24 protein-coding genes are annotated in these 24,454 nt (G+C 56.9%); 18 read left to right on the top strand and 6 right to left on the bottom strand.

Features of this window, described 5'->3' with window-relative positions:
- Nucleotides 1–3 precede the first annotated feature (3 nt).
- Genes recF through dnaA form a run of 3 tightly spaced genes read right to left on the bottom strand, consistent with a single transcriptional unit; the run spans nucleotide 4 to nucleotide 3,775 of the window.
- Nucleotides 4–1,107, bottom strand: coding sequence for a DNA replication/repair protein RecF (gene recF / locus K7431_RS08490; RefSeq protein WP_012721452.1), 1,104 nt, complete (start codon nucleotides 1,105–1,107; stop codon nucleotides 4–6).
- Nucleotides 1,108–1,127: 20 nt separating this feature from the next.
- On the bottom strand, nucleotides 1,128–2,231 hold the full coding sequence (dnaN, locus tag K7431_RS08485) for a DNA polymerase III subunit beta (RefSeq protein ID WP_010207719.1): 1,104 nt from the start codon (nucleotides 2,229–2,231) through the stop codon (nucleotides 1,128–1,130).
- A gap of 38 nt (nucleotides 2,232–2,269) precedes the next feature.
- Nucleotides 2,270–3,775, bottom strand: coding sequence for a chromosomal replication initiator protein DnaA (dnaA, locus tag K7431_RS08480; protein ID WP_012721451.1), 1,506 nt, complete (start codon nucleotides 3,773–3,775; stop codon nucleotides 2,270–2,272).
- 585 nt (nucleotides 3,776–4,360) lie between these two features.
- Between dnaA and rpmH the strand changes: the two genes are divergently transcribed.
- The 5 genes from rpmH to mnmE all read left to right on the top strand — a co-directional run bounded on the left by rpmH (nucleotide 4,361) and on the right by mnmE (nucleotide 8,289).
- Nucleotides 4,361–4,495: a 50S ribosomal protein L34 gene (gene rpmH / locus K7431_RS08475; protein WP_003213577.1), complete on the top strand. Its 135-nt coding sequence runs from the start codon at nucleotides 4,361–4,363 to the stop codon at nucleotides 4,493–4,495.
- A gap of 16 nt (nucleotides 4,496–4,511) precedes the next feature.
- Entirely contained in the window at nucleotides 4,512–4,916 is a 405-nt protein-coding gene (rnpA, locus tag K7431_RS08470) for a ribonuclease P protein component (protein ID WP_010565857.1), read from the top strand.
- A complete protein-coding gene (yidD, locus tag K7431_RS08465) occupies nucleotides 4,909–5,154 on the top strand; it encodes a membrane protein insertion efficiency factor YidD (protein ID WP_003213574.1) in 246 nt (81 codons plus the stop codon). The genes rnpA and yidD overlap by 8 nt, the downstream gene beginning before the upstream one ends.
- 2 nt (nucleotides 5,155–5,156) lie before the next feature.
- Complete coding sequence (gene yidC / locus K7431_RS08460) at nucleotides 5,157–6,839, top strand: membrane protein insertase YidC (protein ID WP_015886658.1); 1,683 nt, start codon at nucleotides 5,157–5,159, stop codon at nucleotides 6,837–6,839.
- Nucleotides 6,840–6,918: 79 nt separating this feature from the next.
- Nucleotides 6,919–8,289 (top strand): tRNA uridine-5-carboxymethylaminomethyl(34) synthesis GTPase MnmE, encoded by a 1,371-nt coding sequence (gene mnmE, locus K7431_RS08455; RefSeq protein ID WP_015886657.1) that lies wholly within the window; start codon nucleotides 6,919–6,921, stop codon nucleotides 8,287–8,289.
- An 83-nt stretch (nucleotides 8,290–8,372) separates the two neighbouring features.
- On the opposite strand, the gene K7431_RS08450 is transcribed toward mnmE, so the two are convergent.
- The 3 genes from K7431_RS08450 to K7431_RS08440 all read right to left on the bottom strand — a co-directional run bounded on the left by K7431_RS08450 (nucleotide 8,373) and on the right by K7431_RS08440 (nucleotide 12,354).
- Nucleotides 8,373–10,811: a TonB-dependent siderophore receptor gene (locus K7431_RS08450; RefSeq protein ID WP_015886656.1), complete on the bottom strand. Its 2,439-nt coding sequence runs from the start codon at nucleotides 10,809–10,811 to the stop codon at nucleotides 8,373–8,375.
- 92 nt (nucleotides 10,812–10,903) lie between these two features.
- Nucleotides 10,904–11,848 carry a FecR domain-containing protein gene (locus K7431_RS08445; protein WP_015886655.1) on the bottom strand — a complete coding sequence of 315 codons (945 nt, stop codon included), beginning with the start codon at nucleotides 11,846–11,848 and terminating at the stop codon, nucleotides 10,904–10,906.
- Nucleotides 11,848–12,354 carry a sigma-70 family RNA polymerase sigma factor gene (locus tag K7431_RS08440; RefSeq protein ID WP_043206089.1) on the bottom strand — a complete coding sequence of 169 codons (507 nt, stop codon included), beginning with the start codon at nucleotides 12,352–12,354 and terminating at the stop codon, nucleotides 11,848–11,850. Before K7431_RS08440 ends, K7431_RS08445 begins: the two co-directional genes overlap by 1 nt.
- A 565-nt stretch (nucleotides 12,355–12,919) precedes the next feature.
- Between K7431_RS08440 and mnmG the strand changes: the two genes are divergently transcribed.
- From mnmG to K7431_RS08375, 13 genes are all read left to right on the top strand, one after another.
- Nucleotides 12,920–14,812, top strand: a complete 1,893-nt coding sequence (mnmG, locus tag K7431_RS08435; RefSeq protein WP_043206345.1) for a tRNA uridine-5-carboxymethylaminomethyl(34) synthesis enzyme MnmG — start codon at nucleotides 12,920–12,922, stop codon at nucleotides 14,810–14,812.
- Nucleotides 14,809–15,453 (top strand): 16S rRNA (guanine(527)-N(7))-methyltransferase RsmG, encoded by a 645-nt coding sequence (gene rsmG / locus K7431_RS08430; RefSeq protein ID WP_015886652.1) that lies wholly within the window; start codon nucleotides 14,809–14,811, stop codon nucleotides 15,451–15,453. The genes mnmG and rsmG overlap by 4 nt, the downstream gene beginning before the upstream one ends.
- Before the next feature lie 18 nt (nucleotides 15,454–15,471).
- Nucleotides 15,472–16,269: a ParA family protein gene (locus K7431_RS08425; protein WP_015886651.1), complete on the top strand. Its 798-nt coding sequence runs from the start codon at nucleotides 15,472–15,474 to the stop codon at nucleotides 16,267–16,269.
- Between the two features lie 9 nt (nucleotides 16,270–16,278).
- Nucleotides 16,279–17,151, top strand: a complete 873-nt coding sequence (locus K7431_RS08420; protein WP_015886650.1) for a ParB/RepB/Spo0J family partition protein — start codon at nucleotides 16,279–16,281, stop codon at nucleotides 17,149–17,151.
- Nucleotides 17,152–17,299: 148 nt separating this feature from the next.
- Complete coding sequence (locus K7431_RS08415; protein WP_015886649.1) at nucleotides 17,300–17,707, top strand: F0F1 ATP synthase subunit I; 408 nt, start codon at nucleotides 17,300–17,302, stop codon at nucleotides 17,705–17,707.
- A 16-nt stretch (nucleotides 17,708–17,723) separates the two neighbouring features.
- Nucleotides 17,724–18,593 (top strand): F0F1 ATP synthase subunit A, encoded by an 870-nt coding sequence (gene atpB / locus K7431_RS08410; protein ID WP_015886648.1) that lies wholly within the window; start codon nucleotides 17,724–17,726, stop codon nucleotides 18,591–18,593.
- A 133-nt stretch (nucleotides 18,594–18,726) separates the two neighbouring features.
- The gene (gene atpE, locus K7431_RS08405) at nucleotides 18,727–18,984 is read left to right on the top strand and encodes a F0F1 ATP synthase subunit C (RefSeq protein WP_002555987.1); all 258 of its coding nucleotides are present in this window, start codon (nucleotides 18,727–18,729) and stop codon (nucleotides 18,982–18,984) included.
- Between the two features lie 57 nt (nucleotides 18,985–19,041).
- The gene (locus tag K7431_RS08400) at nucleotides 19,042–19,512 is read left to right on the top strand and encodes a F0F1 ATP synthase subunit B (protein ID WP_015886647.1); all 471 of its coding nucleotides are present in this window, start codon (nucleotides 19,042–19,044) and stop codon (nucleotides 19,510–19,512) included.
- Between the two features lie 12 nt (nucleotides 19,513–19,524).
- Nucleotides 19,525–20,061: a F0F1 ATP synthase subunit delta gene (locus K7431_RS08395; protein WP_015886646.1), complete on the top strand. Its 537-nt coding sequence runs from the start codon at nucleotides 19,525–19,527 to the stop codon at nucleotides 20,059–20,061.
- Nucleotides 20,062–20,082: 21 nt separating this feature from the next.
- Nucleotides 20,083–21,627 carry a F0F1 ATP synthase subunit alpha gene (gene atpA / locus K7431_RS08390; protein WP_003177064.1) on the top strand — a complete coding sequence of 515 codons (1,545 nt, stop codon included), beginning with the start codon at nucleotides 20,083–20,085 and terminating at the stop codon, nucleotides 21,625–21,627.
- 50 nt (nucleotides 21,628–21,677) lie between these two features.
- Nucleotides 21,678–22,538, top strand: a complete 861-nt coding sequence (atpG, locus tag K7431_RS08385) for a F0F1 ATP synthase subunit gamma (protein ID WP_003195829.1) — start codon at nucleotides 21,678–21,680, stop codon at nucleotides 22,536–22,538.
- Nucleotides 22,539–22,565: 27 nt separating this feature from the next.
- On the top strand, nucleotides 22,566–23,942 hold the full coding sequence (gene atpD, locus K7431_RS08380; protein WP_015886645.1) for a F0F1 ATP synthase subunit beta: 1,377 nt from the start codon (nucleotides 22,566–22,568) through the stop codon (nucleotides 23,940–23,942).
- A gap of 44 nt (nucleotides 23,943–23,986) precedes the next feature.
- Nucleotides 23,987–24,403, top strand: a complete 417-nt coding sequence (locus tag K7431_RS08375) for a F0F1 ATP synthase subunit epsilon (RefSeq protein ID WP_015886644.1) — start codon at nucleotides 23,987–23,989, stop codon at nucleotides 24,401–24,403.
- The last annotated feature ends 51 nt before the right edge of the window (nucleotides 24,404–24,454 follow it).

Raw genomic sequence — 24,454 nt, 5'->3', positions numbered from 1 at the left:
CCTTCACTCCCGATGGTCGTGGGTCTGGGTGATACGGCCTTGTTCCACGTGGAACAAAGCGACTGGCGTTTCCGTCTGCCAGCCTTCCCTCAATAATTCGTGGTCTACACAGGTGATAAACACCTGGCAGCGTAATTCTTCCAACAAGCGGCATAACGCGCGGCGGTGCTGCTCGTCCAGTTCAGACGGCAAGTCATCCACCAGATAAATACACTGTCCGCGTCGGGCCTGGCTAACCAGATGACCCTGTGCGATACGCAGTGCACACACCACCAACTTCTGCTGGCCACGGGACAAGATGTCCGCAGCATTGTGCGCGCCTAATCTAAGACGCAAATCAGCCCGCTGGGGTCCGGCCTGGGTATGGCCAATTTGCTGATCCCGCTGCAAGGACGTGGCGAGCACTGCACTCAGCTCGCGCTCTTTGTCCCAACCACGGTAGTAACTCAGTGTCAGCCCCTCGAGATCCAGCAACTCACTCAAGGTCTGCTCAAAGACTGGTTTCAAGGCTTTGATATAGGCACGGCGGTATTCATCTATTTCGTCGCTGGCCAGGCACAGTTCCCGGTCCCAGGCCGCTTGCGAAGCGGCGTCAAGTGTACCATGCCGCAGCCATGAGTTCCGCTGCCGCAGGGCCTTCTGCAAGCGCTGCCAGGTGGCCATAAAGCGTGGTTCCACGTGGAACACTCCCCAATCGAGGAATTGCCTGCGGATTTTTGGCGCACCTTCCAACAGACGGAAACTGTCGGGGTTGATCAATTGCAGCGGCAGGATTTCCGCCAGCTGTGCAGCACTGCGAGCATTTTGCCCATCAATGCGAATTTGAAACTCTCCGCCGCGATCACGGGATATCCCCAGGCTACTGTGCCCACCCTCAGCCAGCTCAACTTGGCCAAACACCGTGCACGCCAATTGCTCGTACTGGATGACCGGCAACAGGCGAGCGCTGCGAAAGGAACGGGCAAGTCCCAACAGATGAATGGCTTCCAGCACGCTGGTTTTGCCACTGCCGTTGGCGCCGTGGAGGATATTGATGCGGGGGGAGGGGGAGAAGGTCACCGGGTGCAGATTGCGCACCGCGGTGACCGAGACGCGACTGAGGGACATCTAGCTTCTGCTGAGCATGATTACAGGCGCATCGGCATGACGACGTAAGCCGAGTCGTCGTTGTCGGATTCCTGTACCAAGGCGCTGCTGTTGGAGTCCGACAGAATCAGGCGAACCTGTTCGGTGGTCATCACACCCAGTACGTCCAGCAGGTAGCTCACGTTGAAGCCAATCTCGAGTGAACCGCCGTTGTAGTCGACGCCCACTTCTTCTTCCGCTTCTTCCTGCTCCGGGTTGTTCGCCTGAATCTTCAACTGACCGTTGGCCAGTTGCAGACGGATACCACGGTACTTTTCGTTGGACAGAATCGCGGTACGGCTGAACGCCTCGCGCAAGGCCTGGCGATCACCGAGTACCAGCTTGTCACCGCCTTTAGGCAGCACGCGCTCGTAATCCGGGAACTTGCCGTCGACCAGTTTGGAAGTGAAGGTGAACTCGCCAGTGGTAGCGCGAATGTGGTGCTGGCCCAACACGATGCTGACATTGCCTTCCGGCTCAGTGAGCAGACGCGCCAGCTCAAGGATACCCTTGCGTGGCACGATCACCTGGTGACGGTCCGGCTGGCCGATATCAGCACGCATCGAGCACATCGCCAGACGGTGACCGTCGGTAGCCACGGCGCGGATAATGCCTTCCGACACTTCCAAGAGCATGCCGTTGAGGTAGTAACGCACGTCCTGCTGGGCCATGGCGAAACTGGTGCGCTCAATCAAACGACGCAGTTTGCTTTGCTCCAGGCTGCAGGTCAGCGAACCAGGACCTTCTTCCACCGTCGGGAAATCATTGGCCGGCAAGGTGGACAGGGTGAAGCGGCTGCGACCGGCTTTGACGACCAACTTCGCTTCATCAACCTTGATGTCGATCAGCGCGTCGTTCGGCAGGCTTTTGCAGATGTCCATCAGCTTGCGCGCCGGCACGGTGATCTCGCCAGGTTCGGCGGGCTCTTCCAGCTGCACACGACCAACCAGCTCGACTTCCAGGTCGGTACCGGTCAGGGACAATTGCTGGCCTTCGACCACCAGCAATACGTTGGAGAGCACCGGCAAGGTCTGTCGGCGCTCGACGACGCCTGCGACCAGTTGCAGGGGTTTCAACAGGGCTTCGCGTTGAATGGTGAAATGCATGGTCTAGTCCCTTGCCTTAATAAGCTGCGCTGGTGTCATCACGTTGTCAGTGTACGCAGCAGGTTCTTGTAGTCCTCGCGAATATCCGCGTCGGATTCCTTAAGTTCATTGATCTTGCGGCACGCGTGCAAGACCGTGGTGTGGTCACGCCCGCCAAACACATCGCCGATTTCCGGCAGGCTGTGGTTGGTCAACTCCTTGGAGAGTGCCATGGCCACCTGACGGGGACGTGCTACCGAGCGCGAACGGCGCTTGGACAGCAGGTCGGAAATCTTGATTTTGTAATACTCGGCCACGGTGCGCTGGATGTTATCCACACTCACCAGCTTGTCTTGAAGTGCCAACAAGTCCTTCAGGGACTCGCGGATCAGCTCAATGGTGATGTCGCGGCCCATGAAGTGCGAGTGCGCGATGACCCGCTTGAGTGCGCCTTCCAGCTCACGCACGTTGGAGCGGATGCGTTGAGCGATGAAAAACGCAGCATCGTGAGGCAGGTCGACTTTCGCCTGGTCGGCCTTTTTCATCAGGATCGCGACGCGGGTTTCGAGCTCCGGCGGCTCTACTGCAACAGTCAGGCCCCAGCCGAAACGCGATTTCAGGCGTTCTTCCAGACCTTCGATCTCTTTCGGATAACGGTCACTGGTCAAGATGACCTGCTGGCCACCTTCGAGCAGGGCGTTGAAGGTATGGAAAAACTCTTCCTGGGAACGCTCTTTACGGGCAAAGAATTGAATGTCATCGATCAGCAACGCATCAACCGAGCGGTAGAAACGCTTGAATTCATTGATGGCATTGAGCTGCAGGGCCTTGACCATGTCAGCCACGAAGCGCTCCGAGTGCAGGTACACGACCTTGGCATTCGGGTTCTTCTTTAATAGGTGGTTACCCACAGCGTGCATCAAGTGAGTCTTACCCAAGCCGACGCCACCATAAAGGAAGAGAGGGTTGTAACCGTGCTTGGGGTTGTCGGCGACCTGCCAGGCGGCTGCACGAGCCAGCTGGTTGGATTTACCTTCGACGAAATTCTCGAACGTGAACGTGCGGTTCAGGTAGCTGGTGTGCTTGAGCGCACCTTCAACCTGAACGGTGCGCTGTTCGGCACGGATCGGGGCTTGCTGGGAGCTGGCACCGGCCATCGGGTCGAAGCTATCGCGCGACGGTTCTTCATTCTCGGCTGCATTTTTCTTCGCAGACGATTTGGAAGGAGCCGGTGCAGGTGTACTGGCAACCGGTGCCGCCTGGGCTTGCGACGCAGCAGCGGCCAATGGCGCGTTCGGCGCAGCACGAGGTGCGGAGCTACGTTTGCTGCCTATTAATAAGGAGAGCACGGGTGCGAGGCCGTTGCCGTGTTCATCGAGCAATTCGAGCACGCGGCTCAGGTACTTCTCGTTGACCCAGTCGAGAACAAAACGATTGGGCGCGTAAACACGCAACTCGTCGCCTTCGGCTTCGACCTGTAGTGGACGGATCCAGGTGTTGAATTGCTGGGCAGGCAGCTCATCGCGCAAAAGCTCCACGCACTGCTGCCAAAGTTCCACTGACACGGATATCCCCTAAGTTGAAAGCCGGTGAGGCAAAAACAGCCGCCATTGTAGCGGCGAGCCGCCCACTTATCCACATGTAGGTTGATCACGGACCGGCCAAAATCAACGTCTTAAGGGTAATAAAGGCGACCAATGGTCTGTGCATAAGCTCTGTGGATAAGCCCCCCTAAGGTCGTTGCACAAGTGGGGGAGAAAGTCTGTGGGTAACTGGCCTGTGGATAACAACCCATTCCACACACAGCTTATCCGACAGCGCAGCACAGGCAGAGCACCGTTTCTCCCCCGTGTTGTCATTCTCTGTACATCACGTAGAACATGGCCTCAAGGTAGTTATCCACAGATGATCGCCTGCCTAGCTTTTATAAGCTTTACAGAAAAGCTTTAAATAACTTCCTTCTTTATTTTTATATCTATGGCATTGCCCGTGGAAGCGGCGCGGACGCAAAAGGGCAAATCGGCTGCAGAGATCTAATTAAAGGAAAAGCTGGTTGGAAATTGACCTAGAGGCTTGCTTTCACTAGAATCGCCGGTCTCTTAAAACGGGGGCCATTCCGGCCCGTTGTGGACGAACCAGGTAACAACGCCATGAAACGTACTTTCCAACCAAGCACCATCAAACGCGCCCGCACCCACGGTTTCCGTGCTCGCATGGCTACCAAGAACGGCCGTGCTGTCCTGTCGCGTCGTCGCGCCAAAGGTCGTGCGCGTCTGGCAGTTTGATAATCCGGTACTGGTGGTGAGTCAGGACTTCAGTCGGGAAAAGCGTCTGCTAACCCCCCGGCATTTCAAGGCAGTCTTTGACTCCCCCACCGGCAAGGTTCCGGGGAAAAATCTCCTGCTCCTTGCGCGTAACAACGATCTGGATCACCCCCGTCTCGGGTTGGTGATCGGCAAGAAGAGCGTAAAGCTCTCCGTTGAGCGCAATCGCCTCAAGCGTCTGATGCGCGAATCGTTTCGCCTCCACCAGGACACTCTGGTTGGTTGGGATATTGTTATCGTCGCGCGCAAAGGCTTGGGGGACGTAGAAAACCCCGAATTGATTCAGCATTTCGGCAAGCTCTGGAAACGTTTGGCGCGTACCAACAAGCCAGCACCAGCAGTCAGCACCGAAACTGTAGGGGTAGACAGCCTTGATGCGTAAACTGGCCCTCGTTCCGATCCAGTTTTATCGCTATGCCATTAGTCCTCTGATGGCCAACCACTGTCGTTTCTACCCCAGTTGTTCCTGCTACGCGTTAGAGGCCATAGAAAACCATGGTCTTCTGCGCGGTGGCTGGCTGACCTTTCGTCGTTTAGGTCGCTGTCATCCGTGGAATCCCGGTGGTTATGACCCGGTTCCACCTATCCCTACCTCCCGTTCTTCTTCGATGGCCGAGTAATCATGGATATTAAACGCACGATCCTGATCGTCGCCCTGGCAATCGTGTCCTACGTCATGGTTCTTAAGTGGAACCAGGACTATGGCCAGGCTGCCCTGCCGACTCAGAATGTTGCTACCAACCAGGCTGCGCCGGCTATTCCGGACACCCCGCTGGGTAACAATGCGTCCGCGAGTGCCGATGTTCCCAGCGCGAATGGCGAGACAAGCGCCCCTTTAGAAACGCCAGTGGTCACCAATAAAGACCTCATCCACGTCAAAACGGATGTGCTCGACCTGGCTATCGACCCACAAGGTGGTGATATTGCGCAGTTGAAACTGCCGCTGTATCCACGTCGCCAAGACCATCCGGATGTTCCGTTCCAACTGTTCGATAACGGTGGTGAGCGTACTTATCTGGCGCAAAGCGGCCTGACCGGCACCAACGGTCCGGATGCACGTGCTACCGGTCGTCCGGTTTATTCGACCGAGCAGAAGACTTATCAACTGGCCGATGGCCAGAACCAGTTGAACGTCGACCTGAAATTCAGCCTCGACGGCGTCAACTACATCAAGCGCTTCAGCTTCACCCGTGGTTTGTACGACTTGAAGGTCACTTACCTGATCGACAACGAAAGCGGCAAACCGTGGAGCGGCAACCTGTTTGCCCAGCTCAAGCGTGACGCGAGCTCCGATCCTTCTTCCAGCACCGCCACCGGCACCGCGACTTACCTGGGCGCAGCCCTGTGGACAAGTAACGAGCCGTACAAAAAAGTGTCGATGAAAGATATCGACAAGGGCTCGCTGAAAGAAACCGTTCAAGGTGGCTGGGTTGCTTGGCTGCAACACTACTTCGTGACCGCCTGGATCCCGAACAAAGGTGATGCGAACCTGGTTCAAACCCGCAAGGACAGCCAAGGTAACTACATCATCGGCTTTACTGGCCCGGCGTTGACGGTCGCACCAGGTGCCAAGGCTGAAACCAGCGCTACCCTGTACGCCGGTCCGAAAAGCCAGGCCGTGCTCAAAGAGTTGTCCCCAGGTCTGGAACTGACTGTGGATTACGGCTTCCTGTGGTTCATTGCCCAGCCTATTTTCTGGCTGCTGCAACATATCCACAGCATCGTCGGTAACTGGGGCTGGTCGATCATCTTCCTGACCATGCTGATCAAGGGGATCTTCTTCCCTCTGTCGGCAGCCAGCTACAAGTCGATGGCTCGTATGCGTGCCGTGGCCCCGAAACTGGCGGCACTGAAAGAACAACATGGCGATGACCGGCAGAAGATGTCGCAGGCCATGATGGAGCTGTACAAAAAAGAGAAGATCAACCCGCTGGGTGGATGCTTGCCGATTCTGGTGCAGATGCCGGTGTTCCTGTCGCTGTACTGGGTACTCCTGGAAAGCGTGGAAATGCGCCAGGCGCCGTTCATGCTGTGGATAACTGACCTGTCGATCAAAGACCCGTTCTTTATCCTGCCGATCATCATGGGCGCAACCATGTTCATCCAGCAGCGCTTGAACCCGACTCCGCCGGATCCGATGCAGGCCAAGGTAATGAAAATGATGCCAATCATCTTCACCTTCTTCTTCCTGTGGTTCCCAGCCGGTCTGGTGCTGTACTGGGTGGTCAACAACGTGTTGTCTATCTCTCAACAGTGGTACATCACACGTAAAATCGAAGCGGCTACTGCAAAAGCCGCGGCGTAATTTACTCTGTGGATAACCACTCAAGACGCCCCCTAGTGGGGCGTTTTGCTTTCCGTCACTTTTGTTTTGGAATCTGCTGATGAGCGCACCTCGTGAAACCATCGCTGCCGTCGCTACCGCTCAAGGTCGCGGCGGTGTCGGCATCGTTAGAATTTCCGGGCCGCTCGCAAGCGTTGCAGCCAACGCTATCAGCGGCCGTGAATTGAAGCCACGTTATGCCCATTACGGACCGTTCCTGGACGCTGACCAAAGCGTGCTGGACGAGGGGTTGGCCCTCTATTTTCCAGGCCCGAATTCGTTTACTGGGGAAGATGTCCTGGAATTGCAGGGTCACGGTGGCCCGGTTGTCCTGGATATGTTGCTGCAACGTTGCCTGCAACTGGGCTGTCGCTTGGCCAGGCCAGGTGAATTCAGCGAACAGGCCTTTCTCAATGACAAGCTCGACCTGGCCCAGGCTGAAGCCATTGCTGATTTGATCGAAGCCAGTTCTGCACAGGCTGCACGTAATGCACTGCGCTCGCTGCAGGGCGCGTTCTCCCTGCGTGTGCATAACTTGACCGAGCAACTGATCAGCCTGCGTATTTACGTCGAGGCCGCGATTGATTTTCCCGAGGAAGAAATCGACTTTCTCGCCGATGGCCACGTATTGGCGATGCTGGATAAAGTTCGTGATGAGTTATCCACAGTCCTGCGCGAAGCGGGGCAAGGCGCGCTGCTGCGTGACGGCATGACGGTGGTGATCGCTGGGCGGCCGAATGCGGGTAAATCCAGCCTGCTCAATGCGCTGGCGGGGCGTGAAGCCGCCATCGTCACCGAGATTGCCGGTACCACCCGGGATATCCTGCGCGAACATATCCACATCGACGGCATGCCACTGCATGTAGTCGATACCGCAGGTTTGCGTGATACCGACGATCAGGTGGAAAAGATCGGCGTGGAACGCGCACTCAAAGCCATCGGCGAAGCGGATCGGGTGTTGCTGGTGGTGGATGCCACGGCGCCCGAGGCTGTGGATCCTTTTGCATTGTGGCCGGAATTCCTCGAGCAACGGCCGGACCCGGCCAAAGTCACCTTGATTCGCAACAAAGCCGACTTGACGGGTGAAGCCATTGCCATGGAAACCAGCGCGGATGGCCATGTCACTCTAAGCTTGAGCGCGAAATCGGCAGGTGAAGGTCTGGAATTGCTGCGCGAGCACCTCAAGGCCTGCATGGGTTACGAGCAGACGTCGGAAAGCAGCTTCAGTGCGCGCCGCAGGCACCTGGAGGCGTTGCGTCATGCGAGCGCAGCGTTGGAGCATGGTCGGGCGCAATTGACCTTGGCGGGGGCAGGGGAGCTGCTGGCTGAGGATTTACGCCAGGCGCAGCAACTGCTGGGAGAAATCACCGGCGCATTCAGCTCCGATGATTTGTTGGGGCGGATATTTTCCAGCTTCTGCATCGGCAAATAACCAAGTTATCCACACCCCTGTAGGCGCTGGCTTGCCAGCGATAGCGGCCTGAAGAACAGCAGAATTCTTCAGGCCCTCATCCATCACCAGTTATACGAAACCGTCCCAAGCAGCGTACGGCTTTCACCCCAATAGCAGCGGCCCGCGTCGTTGCAACCAGATACATATTCCTTGTCGAACAGGTTCTTGGCGTTCACGTCCACAGACCAATGTTTGTCGATCTGATAGCCAACGGCTGCGTCCACCAAGGTGACGCTTCCTGCATCCAACTTCCCGTACAGCGTTGGCGCGGTGTAGGAAAAGGTGCTGTCGAAATAACGCACACCGCCGCCCAGGGACAAGCCTTTGAGTTGGCCATCAAGGAATCGGTACTTGCCCCACACCGAAGCCTGGTTGCGTGGAACTCCCGTCATCTGGTGCCCTTCGACCAGCGATGTAGCCGAATCCTTGGTAATCCGAGCGTCAGTGTAGGTGTAGGCGGCCGTCACATTCAGGTTGGGCGTGATGTTGCTGTTCACCTCGACTTCCGCACCTTTAGCCCGGCTTTCGCCCACCTGGCGATAGCTGTTGGTGGTGGCGTCGAGGTAGGTGTCGTCTTCCTTGCGCAGGTCATACACCGACAGGGTCATCGCCGTATCCCAGCCGATCGGCTCGTACTTCACACCCACTTCGTACTGGCTGCTGGTAATCGGCTTCAGCGGCGAACCGGCATTGGAGATCTGCTGCACCGGCACAAATGCGGTGGAGTAGCTGACGTACGGCGTCAGGCCGTTGTCGAACTGGTACATCACCCCGCCCTGGTAGGTGAACTTGCGGTCTTGCGAGCCGGTGTTGCTGGCCTTGTTGACCTTGTCGCGGAAATCGCTGTCGACCCAGTCCTGACGACCACCCAGCAGGAACAGCCAGTGGTCATATTTGCTCTGGATCTGTGCATAAACGCCTTTCATCTGCTGCTCGAGCAAGGTGTTTTGCACCGCCACGGGCGTAAGTGGATCACGCAGATACACGGGGTTATATACATTGATGGTGCCGGCGAAACCGGCATCCCAATCCTGATTGAAAGAGGTGCGGTCATAGCTAGCACCCAACAGCACGGTGTTTTCCAGGCCACCCACCTGGAATTTGCCTTCCAACTGGTTATCCAGGGAATACACCATCGACTTGTTGTAGCGGTCGTAGGCAGTCATGTTCAGTTGCGTACCGAATCCGCGGTTATTCAGCGCGCTGGGCCAGGTTTCATGACGGTTGATGCGGGACTGCATATACCGCGAGTTCTGACGGAACTGCCAATCATCGTTGAAGCTGTGGCTGAATTCGTAACCGGTGCTCCAGGCTTCACGTTCAAATGTGTTCCAGTCCGGGTCGCCGAGCAGGGTGTGCTTGGACAGCTTGCCATTGGGATTTTTCAGCAAGGTGCCCGCGGCTGGTAGGCCAAGTTCGAGATTGGTGTGGTCCTTTTGGTAATTGGCTAACAGGGTGAGGGTGTTGTAGTCGTCGAAATTCAGGGTCAGTGAGGGGGCTATGTACAGGCGATCATCTGGCACATGGTCAGTCTGCGTGTCGGATTTTCGACCAAGCATCACAACCCGCCCAAGGATATTGCCGCTGTCATTGAGCGGCCCCGAGATATCCACACCCAACTGACGCCGATTATTCGAGCCGTACCCCAGCTGGACTTCACCTTGCGGCGTGGCAGTCGGGTGTTTGCTCACCAAGTTCACCAAGCCGCCAGGTGCGTTTTCGCCGTAGAGCAGGGAAGAGGGGCCACGGAAGATTTCGACGCGCTCCAGGCCATACGGCTCACTGGTGGTGTCATACCGATTGCCTTGTACGCGTAGGCCATCTCGCAGCAAACCGTAGCCGTAATCCGTGGCATTGAAACCACGAATGAAGAACAGGTCACCGGCAAGACCGTCGCCGGCAGCAAAGGGTGGCGCGAAGATACCCGGCACGTAGCCCAACACTTCCGTCAGGGTTTGCGACTTTTGGTCCTTGATACGCTGGCTGGTGACGACCGATACCGAACGCGGTGTTTCTGACAGGGGCGTGCTGGTCTTGGTACCGATGCGGCTGTTTTGTGCCTTGTAGCCCACATCCCCGGCGATCTCCTGGTTGAAACCGCTCTGTTGATAAGTGCTGACCGTGGTGGGTGCAAGCGTGAGTTGCCCTGCGGGAATGACTTGCAGGACATAGCTGCCGGGCGCCTGGGATACCGCTTGTAACCCCGAGTTCTGCAGCAACAGCGCAAAGCCTTGCTCCACCGAATACTCGCCCTCAAGCCCGGTCGTGCTCAAACGCGCGGTTTGCTGGGGTGAGAAAGACAGAATCACGTTCGCTTTGGCCGCAAATTGGCTCAAGGCATTGTCCAGGGGACCGGCTGCAATGACGTAGTGCTGCACCGCGCTGGCGGCCAGGGCATCAGTGGATAACAAAACACTGGCGGTGGCTGCCGTGCCGAGCAGCAGGCTGCACGTCATACCGTGGTAGGAAAGTCGTTGGCGGAGCTTGGAAGGGAGGCGCATAGGTGGATAAGCCCTGAAGGTGACGTCGTGATTACCTGTAGGGCCGTGTCAGGTAAAAAAAAGATAACCCCTGGTGCGGATATTTTTTGCGATCAACCGATTCGCTTGACCGAAACCCAATAACGGGTGAAGTACTTCACCTGGATCGGCAGTGTTGCCTGCAGATTGGCCAGTACCGCATCGGTGGAATCCAGGCGGAAGGTCCCGGAGACACGCAGGCGTGCCGACGCCAAGTCGCATTGCAGGACGCCAGGGCGGTAGCGGGCGAGGTCTTCGATCACCTCTCCGAGGCGAGCATTCAATACGATCAACTGACCATCGACCCAGGCCGCCTGTGAGCTGCGGTACGCGTGGTTAACCCCCACGTGTTGGCGATCAAAGTCAGCGCTTTCACCGGCACTGAGTAGCCGCGCATGGCTGGGTTGGTCACCAGGCGCTACGCTCACCCTATCCTCCAGGACGCCGACACGTGTGGAATCTGGCAACTGGCGCACGTTGAATGTGGTGCCCAAGGCCTGGATTCGGCCTTGGCGCGTCTCGACATAAAAGGGCGTTTGACCACCCCGCTTGCCTGTGTGGATAAGTACTTCACCTTCACGCAGGCGGATCAAACGCTGACGCCCATCGAATACCACGTCAATTGCCGTACGGGTGTTCAGATCAATTCGCGTGCCGTCAGCCAACTCGACACGTCGGCGCTCACCCACGGAGGTCCGGTAGTCGGCCCATACGTTGCCAAGGGGCGTGTGTTGCTGAACATTCCAGCCGAGGTACCCGGTACCGCCCAACACCAGCATCCACTTCAACACCTGGCGACGTTGCTGGCTGGTCGACAATGCGCGGCGGGTGAAATCCTGGGGCAGGGCGCCGAGGCTGCGCTGCAACTGCTCCATCTGGTTCCACGCGGCCTGATGGGACGGATCGCCGTTGAGCCATTGTTGCCAGGCATGGCGCTCGGCGGCGGTCGGTGTCTGGGATTGAAACTGCACATACCAACTGGCAGCGGCCTCGAAGGTCTTGCGATCAGGCGCCGCCATTACAAGCTGGCCATGATCAGCGAGCATTCAGTCAATGCACGGATCATATGCTTCTTCACCGTGGTCAGTGACACCTGGAGCTGATCGGCAATCTGTTGATAAGTCAGCCCCTCGATCTGCGACAGCATGAAAATCCGCCGGGCCCGCTCACCGAGTGCAGACAAGGCTTTATCCACAGCCACTAACGTCTCGAGGATGATGGCTTTATCTTCTTCGCTGATGGCATTCGCTTCAGGCCGTTCGGCCAAGGTCTGCTTGTAAGCCTGTTCGATGGCGTGCCGACGGTAACGATCAATCACCAGGCCTCTGGCGATGGTCGCCAAATAGTCACGCGGTTCAACGATCTGCGCCGCATGCCGCCCGCCCAGGATGCGCACGAACGTATCGTGCGCCACATCGGCCGCATCGCAGGCGTTATGCAACTTACCTTTGAGCCACCCATGCAGCCAGGAATGGTGCTGCTCATAGATGTTCTGGACCGCAGCCGTGTGTGAGGAAGGGGACATAGGGCATGACAAGGCAGGTTAATGATAATCGCTATTATTAACTGTCCTGCGGTTTTCTCACAATAGATCTCTTTTTGCCGTGCTCACCACCGAGTGGAAGGTTTCGGCTGGCGTTGTCGTGGACAGAATACAGCCAGATTCACTGATTTCTGTGGATTAAGCCCTGTGAATAACCGCTCCTGTGCCCAGTTGATAACAGGGCCTGAAACCTGAGCAAAAACCCCTATGTGGATAACCACCTGTTTAATCCACAGGCTTAACGCACTTATCCAACGGCCTCATTGGCACATGACCACAGACTTTTGAATCGCTGTACACAACGTAAATTAAGGCCTGTAGAGATCTATCCACAGAAATGTTGTTCAGTAGAAATAAACATAAAAACAAAGCTTTAATATATTTCTCTCTTTTAATTTCTATTGTCTGTGATTCATCCACAGCTGGTTAAATTTTGTGCAAAGGGTTCTTTAGGAAGGGCTAAGTCCCTATACTTGCCGCCAAAGCTCTAAAACCAGCTCAACCAATCAATTCCTAATTACCTACATAAGCAGGCACGAGGTGCGTGGTGGATTTCCCTTCCCGTTTTGAAGTGATCGTCATCGGCGGCGGTCATGCCGGTACCGAGGCAGCACTGGCGTCAGCACGCATGGGCGTAAAAACCCTGTTGTTGACGCATAACGTGGAAACCCTCGGTGCCATGAGTTGCAACCCCGCCATCGGTGGGATCGGCAAAAGCCACCTGGTCAAGGAAATCGACGCCCTTGGCGGTGTGATGGCCATGGCGACCGACAAAGGTGGCATCCAATTTCGCGTGCTCAACAGCCGCAAAGGTCCGGCCGTACGTGCCACTCGGGCACAGGCTGACCGCATCCTGTACAAGGCTGCCGTTCGCGAAACCCTGGAAAACCAGCCGAACCTGTGGATATTTCAACAAGCAGCGGATGACCTGATCGTCGAGCAGGACCAGGTACGCGGTGTTGTCACGCAAATGGGCCTGCGCTTCCTGGCAGAATCCGTGGTGTTGACCACCGGCACATTCCTCGGCGGACTTATCCACATCGGTATGCAGAATTACTCCGGTGGCCGCGCCGGCGATCCGCCATCGATTGCCCTGGCAAAACGCCTGCGTGAACTGCCGCTACGCGTCGGTCGCTTGAAAACCGGGACCCCGCCGCGTATTGACGGGCGTTCTGTGGACTTCTCGGTGATGACCGAACAAGCCGGCGATACGCCGATCCCAGTCATGTCGTTCATGGGTTCCAAAGAGCAGCACCCCAAACAGGTCAGCTGCTGGATTACCCACACCAATGCACGTACCCACGAGATCATCGCCGCGAACCTCGACCGTTCGCCGATGTATTCCGGTGTGATCGAAGGCATTGGCCCGCGTTATTGCCCGTCGATCGAAGACAAGATCCATCGCTTTGCCGACAAGGAAAGCCACCAGGTCTTCATCGAACCCGAAGGCTTGACCACTCACGAGCTGTACCCGAACGGGATTTCCACTTCCCTGCCGTTCGACGTGCAAATCCAGATCGTGCAATCGATTCGCGGTATGGAAAACGCACACATCGTGCGTCCGGGCTACGCCATCGAGTACGACTACTTCGACCCGCGTGACCTGAAGTACAGCCTGGAAACCAAAGTGATCGGCGGTCTGTTCTTTGCTGGGCAAATCAACGGCACCACCGGTTACGAAGAAGCCGGCGCCCAGGGTTTGCTGGCCGGGACCAATGCTGCACTGCGTGCTCAAGGCAAAGACAGCTGGTGCCCGCGTCGCGATGAAGCGTACATCGGCGTGTTGGTGGACGACCTGATTACCCTGGGTACCCAGGAACCGTACCGGATGTTCACTTCCCGGGCGGAATATCGCCTGATCCTGCGGGAAGACAACGCCGACCTGCGCCTGACCGAAAAAGGTCGCGAGCTGGGCCTGGTTGATGACGCACGCTGGGAAGCCTTCTGCAAAAAACGCGAAAGCATCACGCTCGAAGAGCAGCGCCTGAAAAGCACCTGGGTTCGCCCGGGCACTGAACAAGGCGACGCGATTGCGGAAAAATTCGGCACGCCGCTGACCCACGAGTACAACTTGCTGAACCTGCTGTCGCGTCCGGAAATCGACTACGCGGGTCTGGTCGAAGTGACTGGCCAGGGCGCAGAAGACCCACAGGTTGCCGAGCAGGTCGAAATCAAGACCAAATACGCCGGTTACATTGACCGCCAGCAGGATGAGATCGCTCGCCTGCGCGCCAGTGAAGACACCAAGCTGCCTACGGATATCGACTACACCGGAATTTCCGGGCTGTCGAAAGAAATCCAAAGCAAGCTGGGGATAACTCGGCCGCAGACTTTGGGCCAGGCTTCACGTATCCCCGGCGTCACCCCGGCAGCGATTTCGCTGTTGATGATCCATTTGAAAAAACGCGGCGCGGGCCGTCAGTTGGAGCAAAGCGCTTGAGTTCGTTGGTCACCTCGCAACACGCCGAAGAGTTATCCACAGGTGCGCGCCAGTTGGGCGTCGACCTGACCCCGGCCCAGCATGAATTGCTGTTGGGCTACCTGGCCCTGTTGATCAAATGGAACAAGGCTTACAACCTGACCGCAGTGCGTGATCCCGACGAAATGGTCTCCCGCCATCTGCTCGACAGCTTGAGCGTGATGCCGTTTATCGAAAACGGTCGTTGGCTCGACGTGGGCAGTGGCGGCGGCATGCCCGGCATCCCGCTGGCGATCCTGTTTCCCGAGTCGCAAGTGACCTGCCTTGATAGCAATGGCAAGAAAACCCGCTTCCTGACCCAGGTCAAACTCGAACTCAAACTGGATAACCTGCAAGTTATCCACAGCCGGGTCGAAGGCTTCACGCCTGAACAGCCTTTCAACGGAATCGTTTCCCGGGCATTCAGCAGCATGGAGAACTTCAGCAACTGGACCCGCCATCTGGGCGATCGTGATACCCGTTGGCTGGCAATGAAGGGCGTTCATCCAAGCGACGAGCTGTTAGCATTGCCGGCAGACTTCCACCTCGATAGCGAACACGCCTTGGCCGTACCCGGTTGCCAAGGCCAACGCCATCTGCTGATACTGCGCCGCACGGCATGATTGGGAACACAAGCAAGAATGGCTAAGGTATTCGCGATAGCGAACCAGAAAGGTGGCGTGGGCAAAACCACCACCTGCATCAACCTCGCAGCATCCCTGGTCGCCACCAAGCGTCGGGTGCTGCTGATCGATCTCGATCCACAGGGCAACGCCACCATGGGTAGCGGTGTGGATAAACACGGCCTGGAAAACTCGGTCTACGACCTGCTGATTGGTGAGTGCGACCTGGCCCAAGCCATGCACTACTCCGAACACGGCGGTTACCAACTGCTGCCGGCCAACCGCGATTTGACCGCGGCGGAAGTTGTGCTGCTGGAAATGCAGATGAAAGAAAGCCGTCTGCGCAGCGCATTGGCGCCGATCCGCGAGAACTACGACTACATTTTGATCGACTGCCCACCGTCATTGTCGATGCTGACATTGAACGCGCTGGTGGCCGCCGACGGCGTGATTATCCCCATGCAGTGCGAGTACTACGCACTGGAAGGCTTGAGTGACCTTGTGGATAACATCAAGCGTATTGCCGAGCTGCTCAACCCGAACCTGCAGATCGAAGGCTTGCTGCGTACCATGTTCGATCCGCGCCTGAGCCTGATGAATGATGTGTCGGCCCAGCTCAAGGAACACTTCGGCGAGCAGTTGTACGACACCGTGATTCCGCGCAACATCCGCCTGGCCGAAGCACCCAGCTATGGCATGCCTGCGCTGGCATATGACAAGACTTCGCGTGGTGCCATTGCCTACCTGGCGCTGGCCGGCGAGATGGTTCGTCGCCAACGCCGCAACTCACGCACCGCTGCAGCCCAGCCAACTTAAGGAATCCCCATGGCCGTCAAGAAACGAGGTCTCGGACGTGGACTGGATGCACTGTTGAGTGGTCCGACCGTCACATCGCTTGAAGAACAGGCGGTGCAGGCCGACGAACGCGAGCTGCAACACCTGCCCCTGGACCTTATCCAGCGCGGCAAATACCAGCCTCGCCGGGACATGGACCCGCAGGCGCTGGAAGAGCTGGCCAATTCGATCAAGGCTCAGGGCGTGATGCAGCCGATCGTGGTGCGTCCGATTGGGGGTGGCCGCTTTGAAATCATCGCCGGTGAACGCCGCTGGCGCGCGAGCCAGCAGGCCGGCAAGGACACCATCCCGGCGATGGTGCGCGATGTGCCGGATGAAACCGCCATCGCCATGGCGTTGATCGAGAACATCCAGCGCGAAGACCTCAACCCGATTGAAGAAGCCATCGCGCTGCAACGTTTGCAGCAGGAATTCCAGCTGACCCAACAACAAGTGGCCGAGGCGGTGGGGAAATCCCGCGTTACCGTTTCGAACTTGCTGCGCCTGATCGCACTGCCGGAAGTCATCAAGACCATGCTTTCCCACGGCGATCTGGAGATGGGTCACGCCCGTGCTTTGCTCGGTTTGCCGGAAAATCAACAGGTTGAAGGGGCGCGACACGTTGTCGCACGAGGTCTCACCGTTCGTCAGACCGAGGCCCTGGTTCGCCAATGGCTCAGCGGCAAACCTGCACCGGTCGAAACGGCCAAACCTGATCCGGATATCGCACGTCTCGAGCAGCGCCTGGCCGAGCGCCTAGGCTCTGCGGTGCAAATTCGCCACGGTAAGAAAGGCAAAGGACAATTGGTCATCGGATATAACTCCCTTGATGAGCTTCAGGGCGTCCTTGCTCACATCCGCTGAAACATTTGCTTATGTAGCGCGTGATCGGAAATCACTACCCGGCAGTTGAATAGGGGCAGAACCGCCCCTATACTCTGCGCGCATTTTGTCGGCACAAATTATGCCAAGTTATTGATTTCCGGCAGCCGACCATTGAGGAGCAAGAGTGATGGAAACCCGCACGCCAAACACGTTGCCGTTCCATCGCTTGGCCGTTTTTCCGGTTTTATTGGCTCAATTTGTCGTTTTGCTGATCGCCGCATTGGCGCTTTGGTATTGGCATGGAGTCGTAGCCGGATATTCAGGACTCTGCGGAGGCCTGATAGCCTTGCTGCCCAATATGTATTTTGCTCACAGGGCCTTTCGGTTTTCCGGCGCCCGAGCAGCCCAGGCTATCGTCCGGTCTTTTTATGCCGGCGAGGCGGGGAAACTGATTTTGACGGCAGTGCTGTTTGCACTGACCTTTGCAGGTGTGAAGCCATTGGCGCCGCTGGCTGTATTCGGCGTCTTCGTGTTGACCCAACTGGTCAGCTGGTTCGCTCCCCTGCTAATGAAAACAAGACTTTCGAAACCTTAGGGCGTTTGAGGCAACCATGGCAGAAACAACCGCTTCGGGCTATATCCAGCACCACTTGCAGAACCTGACCTTCGGTCAGCTTCCTAATGGCGGCTGGGGCTTTGCCCACTCCGCAGCAGAGGCCAAAGAAATGGGCTTCTGGGCTTTCCACCTGGACACTCTGGGCTGGTCGGTCGCATTGGGTCTGATCTTCGTCCTGATTTTCCGCATGGCGGCAAAGAAGGCAACGTCCGGTCAGCCAGGTGCTTTGCAGAACTTCGTTGAAGTACTGGTCGAATTCGTCGATGGCAGCGTGAAAGACAGCTTCCATGGCCGTAGCCCGGTGATTGCACCGTTGGCACTGACCATCTTCGTCTGGGTGTTCCTGATGAACGCCGTCGACCTGATCCCGGTCGACTGGATTCCTCAGTTGGCCATCCTGATTACGGGCGATGCGCACATTCCATTCCGTGCCGTATCGACGACTGACCCTAACGCCACCCTGGGCATGGCCCTGTCGGTGTTTGCGTTGATCATTTTCTACAGCATCAAGGTCAAGGGCATCGGCGGCTTTATCGGCGAACTGACCCTGCACCCGTTCGGCAGCAAGAACATCTTCGTTCAAGCCCTGCTGATTCCGGTGAACTTCCTGCTGGAATTCGTGACCCTGATCGCCAAGCCGATTTCCCTGGCGCTGCGACTGTTCGGCAACATGTATGCCGGCGAGCTGGTGTTCATTCTGATCGCTGTGATGTTCGGCAGTGGTCTGCTCTGGCTTAGCGGCCTGGGCGTGGTTCTGCAGTGGGCGTGGGCTGTGTTCCACATCCTGATCATTACCCTGCAGGCCTTCATCTTCATGATGCTGACCATCGTCTACCTGTCGATGGCACACGAAGAGAACCATTAAGACCAGTCTCGACTAGTCTGATGTCCTTCCCGGTGAAACGGGAAGGTGGCCCACCAGGGCTATGAAACGATTTGTTTTACCGCTTTAAAATCTAAAAAACCTAAACCATACGACGTAAAAGTCGGGAGGAAAGATGGAAACTGTAGTTGGTCTAACCGCTATCGCTGTTGCACTGTTGATCGGCCTGGGCGCCCTGGGTACTGCCATTGGTTTCGGCCTGCTGGGCGGCAAATTCCTGGAAGGCGCAGCGCGTCAACCAGAAATGGTTCCAATGCTGCAAGTTAAAATGTTCATCGTCGCCGGCCTGCTCGACGCCGTGACCATGATCGGCGTTGGTATCGCTCTGTTCTTCACCTTCGCGAACCCCTTCGTTGGTCAACTCGCTGGCTAATCACTCGAATTTTCGAGTTGATTGGAGTGATGGACAACGAATGAGCGAGGTGTTGGCGTGAACATTAATGCAACCCTGATTGGCCAATCCGTTGCGTTCTTCATTTTTGTAGTGTTTTGCATGAAGTTCGTGTGGCCTCCGGTCATCGCGGCTTTGCACGAACGTCAGAAGAAGATCGCTGATGGCTTGGACGCTGCCAGCCGTGCAGCTCGCGACCTGGAGTTGGCCCAAGAGAAAGTGGGTCATCAACTGCGCGATGCTAAAGCACAGGCAGCTGAAATCATTGAGCAAGCCAAGAAGCGCGGTAACCAGATCGTCGAAGAGGCTGTTGAAAAAGCCCGCGTCGAAGCTGACCGTGTGAAGGCTTCGGCTCATGCCGAGATCGAACAGGAACTGAACGGCGTCAAAGACGCGCTGCGTGCCCAACTGGGTGCTCTGGCGGTCGGCGGTGCTGAGAAGATCCTCGGTGCCACAATCGATCAAAACGCGCACGCGGAGCTGGTTAACAAACTGGCTGCTGAAATTTAAGCGAGGGCGATCATGGCAGAACTGACCACGTTGGCCCGACCTTACGCTAAGGCAGCCTTCGAGCACGCCCAGGCCCACCAGCAGCTGGCCTCTTGGTCAGCCATGCTCGGCCTGGCTGCAGCAGTGTCGCAAGACGACACCATGCAGCGCGTGCTCAAGGCCCCGCGCCTGACGAGCGCAGACAAGGCCGCCACTTTTATTGAAGTGTGCGGCGACAAGTTTGATGTGAAAGTGCAGAACTTCATCCACGTCGTTGCCGAAAACGACCGTCTCCCGCTTTTGCCGGAGATTGCCGCTCTGTTCGACCTGTACAAGGCCGAAGCAGAGAAATCGGTAGACGTTGAAGTGACCAGTGCTTTTGCATTGAACCAAGAACAGCAAGACAAACTCGCCAAGGTTCTCAGTGCACGACTCAATCGGGAAGTGCGCCTGCAAGCTTCGGAGGACGCATCCCTGATTGGTGGTGTTGTTATCCGTGCCGGCGACCTGGTTATCGATGGCTCGATTCGCGGCAAAATCGCGAAACTTGCCGAAGCATTGAAATCTTGAGTTTGAAGGGGCAGCAGAGCAATGCAGCAACTCAATCCTTCCGAAATAAGTGAAATTATCAAGGGCCGCATCGACAAGCTCGATGTGACCTCCCAAGCCCGTAACGAAGGCACTGTCGTCAGCGTATCTGACGGCATCGTGCGGATTCACGGTCTGGCCGACGTTATGTACGGCGAGATGATCGAGTTTCCGGGCGGCGTCTACGGTATGGCCCTCAACCTGGAGCAAGACTCCGTAGGTGCCGTTGTATTGGGCGCGTACACCAGTCTGGCTGAAGGCATGAGCGCCAAGTGCACCGGCCGCATCCTGGAGGTTCCGGTTGGTAAGGAACTGCTGGGTCGCGTAGTCGACGCACTGGGTAACCCTGTTGACGGTAAAGGTCCACTGGGCAACACCGAGACCGACGCGGTCGAGAAAGTTGCTCCAGGCGTGATCTGGCGTAAGTCGGTAGACCAGCCTGTACAGACTGGCTACAAGGCTGTCGATGCCATGATCCCTGTCGGCCGTGGCCAGCGTGAGCTGATCATCGGTGACCGTCAGATCGGTAAAACCGCTCTGGCGATCGACGCGATCATCAACCAGAAGAACAGCGGCATTTTCTGCGTCTACGTAGCCATCGGTCAGAAGCAATCGACCATCGCCAACGTGGTTCGCAAGCTGGAAGAAAACGGCGCCCTGGCCAACACGATCATCGTGGCTGCCAGTGCTTCGGAATCTCCTGCGCTGCAATTCCTGGCACCGTACTCCGGTTGCACCATGGGTGAATTCTTCCGCGACCGCGGTGAAGACGCGCTGATCGTTTATGACGATCTGTCCAAGCAAGCAGTGGCTTACCGCCAGATTTCCCTGCTGCTGCGCCGTCCACCAGGCCGTGAAGCCTACCCAGGCGACGTGTTCTATCTCCACTCCCGTCTGCTGGAGCGCGCATCCCGCGTTTCGGAAGAATACGTAGAGAAGTTCACCAACGGCGCAGTGACCGGCAAAACCGGTTCCCTGACCGCACTGCCGATCATCGAAACCCAGGCTGGCGACGTTTCCGCGTTCGTTCCGACCAACGTGATTTCCATCACCGACGGTCAGATCTTCCTGGAATCGGCCATGTTCAACTCGGGCATCCGCCCTGCAGTGAACGCCGGTGTTTCGGTATCCCGTGTGGGTGGTGCCGCTCAGACCAAGATCATCAAGAAGCTCTCCGGTGGTATCCGTACCGCTCTGGCTCAGTACCGTGAACTGGCGGCATTCGCCCAGTTCGCTTCTGACCTGGACGAAGCGACCCGTAAGCAACTTGAGCATGGTCAGCGCGTTACCGAGCTGATGAAGCAGAAGCAATACGCCCCAATGTCGATCGCTGACATGGCGTTGTCGCTGTATGCCGCTGAGCGTGGGTTCCTGACCGACGTTGAAATCGCCAAGGTCGGCAGCTTTGAACAAGCGCTGATTGCTTACTTCAACCGCGATCACGCCGAATTGATGGCGAAGATCAACGTGAAGGGTGACTTCAATGACGATATCGACGCTGGCATGAAAGCCGGTATCGAGAAGTTCAAGGCCACCCAAACCTGGTAAGCCGCAGCGGGAGCCGCAAGGCTCCCGCTTGCTAACCTGATAGGTGTTACATGGCAGGCGCAAAAGAGATTCGCAGTAAGATTGCGAGCATCAAAAGCACGCAAAAAATTACCAGCGCCATGGAAAAAGTGGCGGTCAGCAAAATGCGCAAGGCACAAATGCGCATGGCTGCTAGCCGTCCTTATGCGGAACGTATCCGCCAGGTAATTGGGCATCTGGCCAACGCCAACCCGGAATACCGCCACCCGTTCATGATCGAACGCGCCGTCAAGCGTGTGGGTTATGTGGTAGTGAGCAGTGACCGTGGTTTGTGCGGTGGTTTGAATACCAACCTGTTCAAGGCCCTGGTCAAGGACATGGCGGTAAACCGCGAAAACGGCGTCGAGATCGATCTGTGTGTTGTTGGTAGCAAGGGTGCGGCCTTTTTCCGTAACTTCGGCGGTAACGTCGTTGCAGCTATCAGCCACCTGGGTGAAGAGCCGTCGATCAATGATTTGATCGGCAGTGTGAAGGTGATGCTGGATGCGTACCTGGAAGGCCGGATTGACCGCCTGTCCGTGGTATCCAACAAGTTCATCAACACCATGACCCAGCAGCCAACCGTGGAGCAATTGATTCCACTGGTGGCGACTCCGGATCAGGAACTCAAGCACCACTGGGACTACCTCTACGAACCAGACGCCAAAGAGCTGCTTGACGGCTTGATGGTGCGCTACGTGGAGTCGCAGGTGTACCAGGCGGTGGTCGAGAACAACGCAGCTGAACAAGCGGCGCGGATGATCGCGATGAAAAACGCTACCGATAACGCCGGTGATCTGATCAGCGATTTGCAGTTGATCTACAACAAGGCGCGTCAGGCTGCGATCACCCAAGAGATCTCGGAAATCGTCGGCGGCGCTGCCGCGGTTTAACGGTTCAAATATTCAGAGGATCCAGCTATGAGTAGCGGACGTATCGTTCAAATCATCGGCGCCGTTATCGACGTGGAATTTCCACGCGACAGCGTACCGAGCATCTACAACGCGCTGAAAGTACAAGGCGCGGAAACTACTCTGGAAGTTCAGCAGCAGCTGGGCGACGGCGTAGTTCGTACCATTGCGATGGGTTCCACCGAAGGCTTGAAGCGCGGTCTGGACGTTGTCGACACTGGCGCTGCCATCTCCGTACCAGTCGGTAAAGCGACCCTGGGCCGGATCATGGACGTACTGGGCAACCCGATTGACGAAGCTGGCCCGATCGACACCGAAGAGCGCTGGGGCATTCACCGTCCAGCACCTTCGTTCGCCGAACAAGCTGGCGGCAACGACCTGCTGGAAACCGGCATCAAGGTTATCGACCTGGTTTGCCCGTTCGCCAAGGGCGGTAAAGTCGGTCTGTTCGGTGGTGCCGGTGTAGGCAAGACCGTAAACATGATGGAACTGATCCGTAACATCGCCATCGAGCACAGCGGTTATTCCGTGTTCGCTGGTGTGGGTGAGCGTACTCGTGAGGGTAACGACTTCTACCACGAGATGAAGGACTCCAACGTTCTGGACAAAGTGGCACTGGTTTACGGTCAGATGAACGAGCCGCCGGGAAACCGTCTGCGCGTAGCACTGACTGGCCTGACCATGGCCGAGAAGTTCCGTGACGAAGGTAACGACGTTCTGCTGTTCGTCGACAACATCTACCGTTACACCCTGGCCGGTACTGAAGTATCCGCACTGCTGGGCCGTATGCCTTCGGCAGTAGGTTACCAGCCGACCCTGGCTGAAGAGATGGGCGTTCTGCAAGAACGTATCACTTCGACCAAGGAAGGTTCGATCACTTCGATCCAAGCGGTATACGTACCTGCGGATGACTTGACCGACCCGTCGCCTGCGACCACCTTCGCCCACTTGGACGCCACCGTCGTACTGTCCCGTGACATCGCTTCCCTGGGTATCTACCCAGCGGTCGATCCACTCGACTCGACTTCGCGCCAGCTGGACCCGAACGTGATCGGCCAGGAGCACTACGACACCGCTCGCGGCGTTCAGTACGTGCTGCAGCGTTACAAAGAACTGAAGGACATCATTGCGATCCTGGGTATGGACGAGCTGTCGGAAACCGACAAGCAGTTGGTATCTCGCGCTCGTAAGATCCAGCGCTTCTTGTCGCAGCCGTTCTTCGTGGCTGAAGTCTTCACCGGTGCCTCGGGTAAATACGTTTCCCTGAAAGACACCATTGCTGGCTTCAAAGGCATCCTCAACGGTGACTACGACCACCTGCCAGAACAAGCGTTCTACATGGTCGGCGGCATCGAAGAAGCGATCGAGAAAGCCAAGAAACTGTAATCCAAGCGCCCGGCAACGGGCGCTCATCAGGTTGAGGCAATCAGATGGCTATGACAGTCCATTGCGATATCGTCAGCGCGGAAGGGGAAATCTTCTCCGGTCTGGTAGAAATGGTGATTGCACACGGCGACCTGGGTGACCTGGGTATTGCCATGGGCCACGCGCCGTTGATCACCAGCTTGAAGCCAGGTCCGATCACGCTGACCAAGCAAGGCGGGGAAAAAGAGGTGTTTTACATCTCTGGTGGTTTCCTCGAGGTTCAGCCGAACATGGTCAAGGTACTTGCCGACACTGTGCAACGTGCTGGCGACCTGGATGAAGCCTCCGCTCAGGAAGCCGTCAAGGCTGCCGAGAAAGCCCTGAACGAAAAGGGTGCGGACTTCGACTACAGCGCTGCTGCTGTACGTCTGGCTGAGGCTGCAGCTCAGCTGCGCACGCTCCAGCAGATCCGTAAGAAGTAAGCGGCCACGCCGTCATGCTTCATGCGCGATTGATTAAAAAGGGTAGCCTCG

Source organism: Pseudomonas fluorescens group sp. (genome assembly GCF_020093335.1).
GTDB classification, from domain to species: Bacteria; Pseudomonadota; Gammaproteobacteria; order Pseudomonadales; family Pseudomonadaceae; genus Aquipseudomonas; species Aquipseudomonas petroselini.
This window is presented reverse-complemented; position numbering and strand designations above follow the sequence as displayed.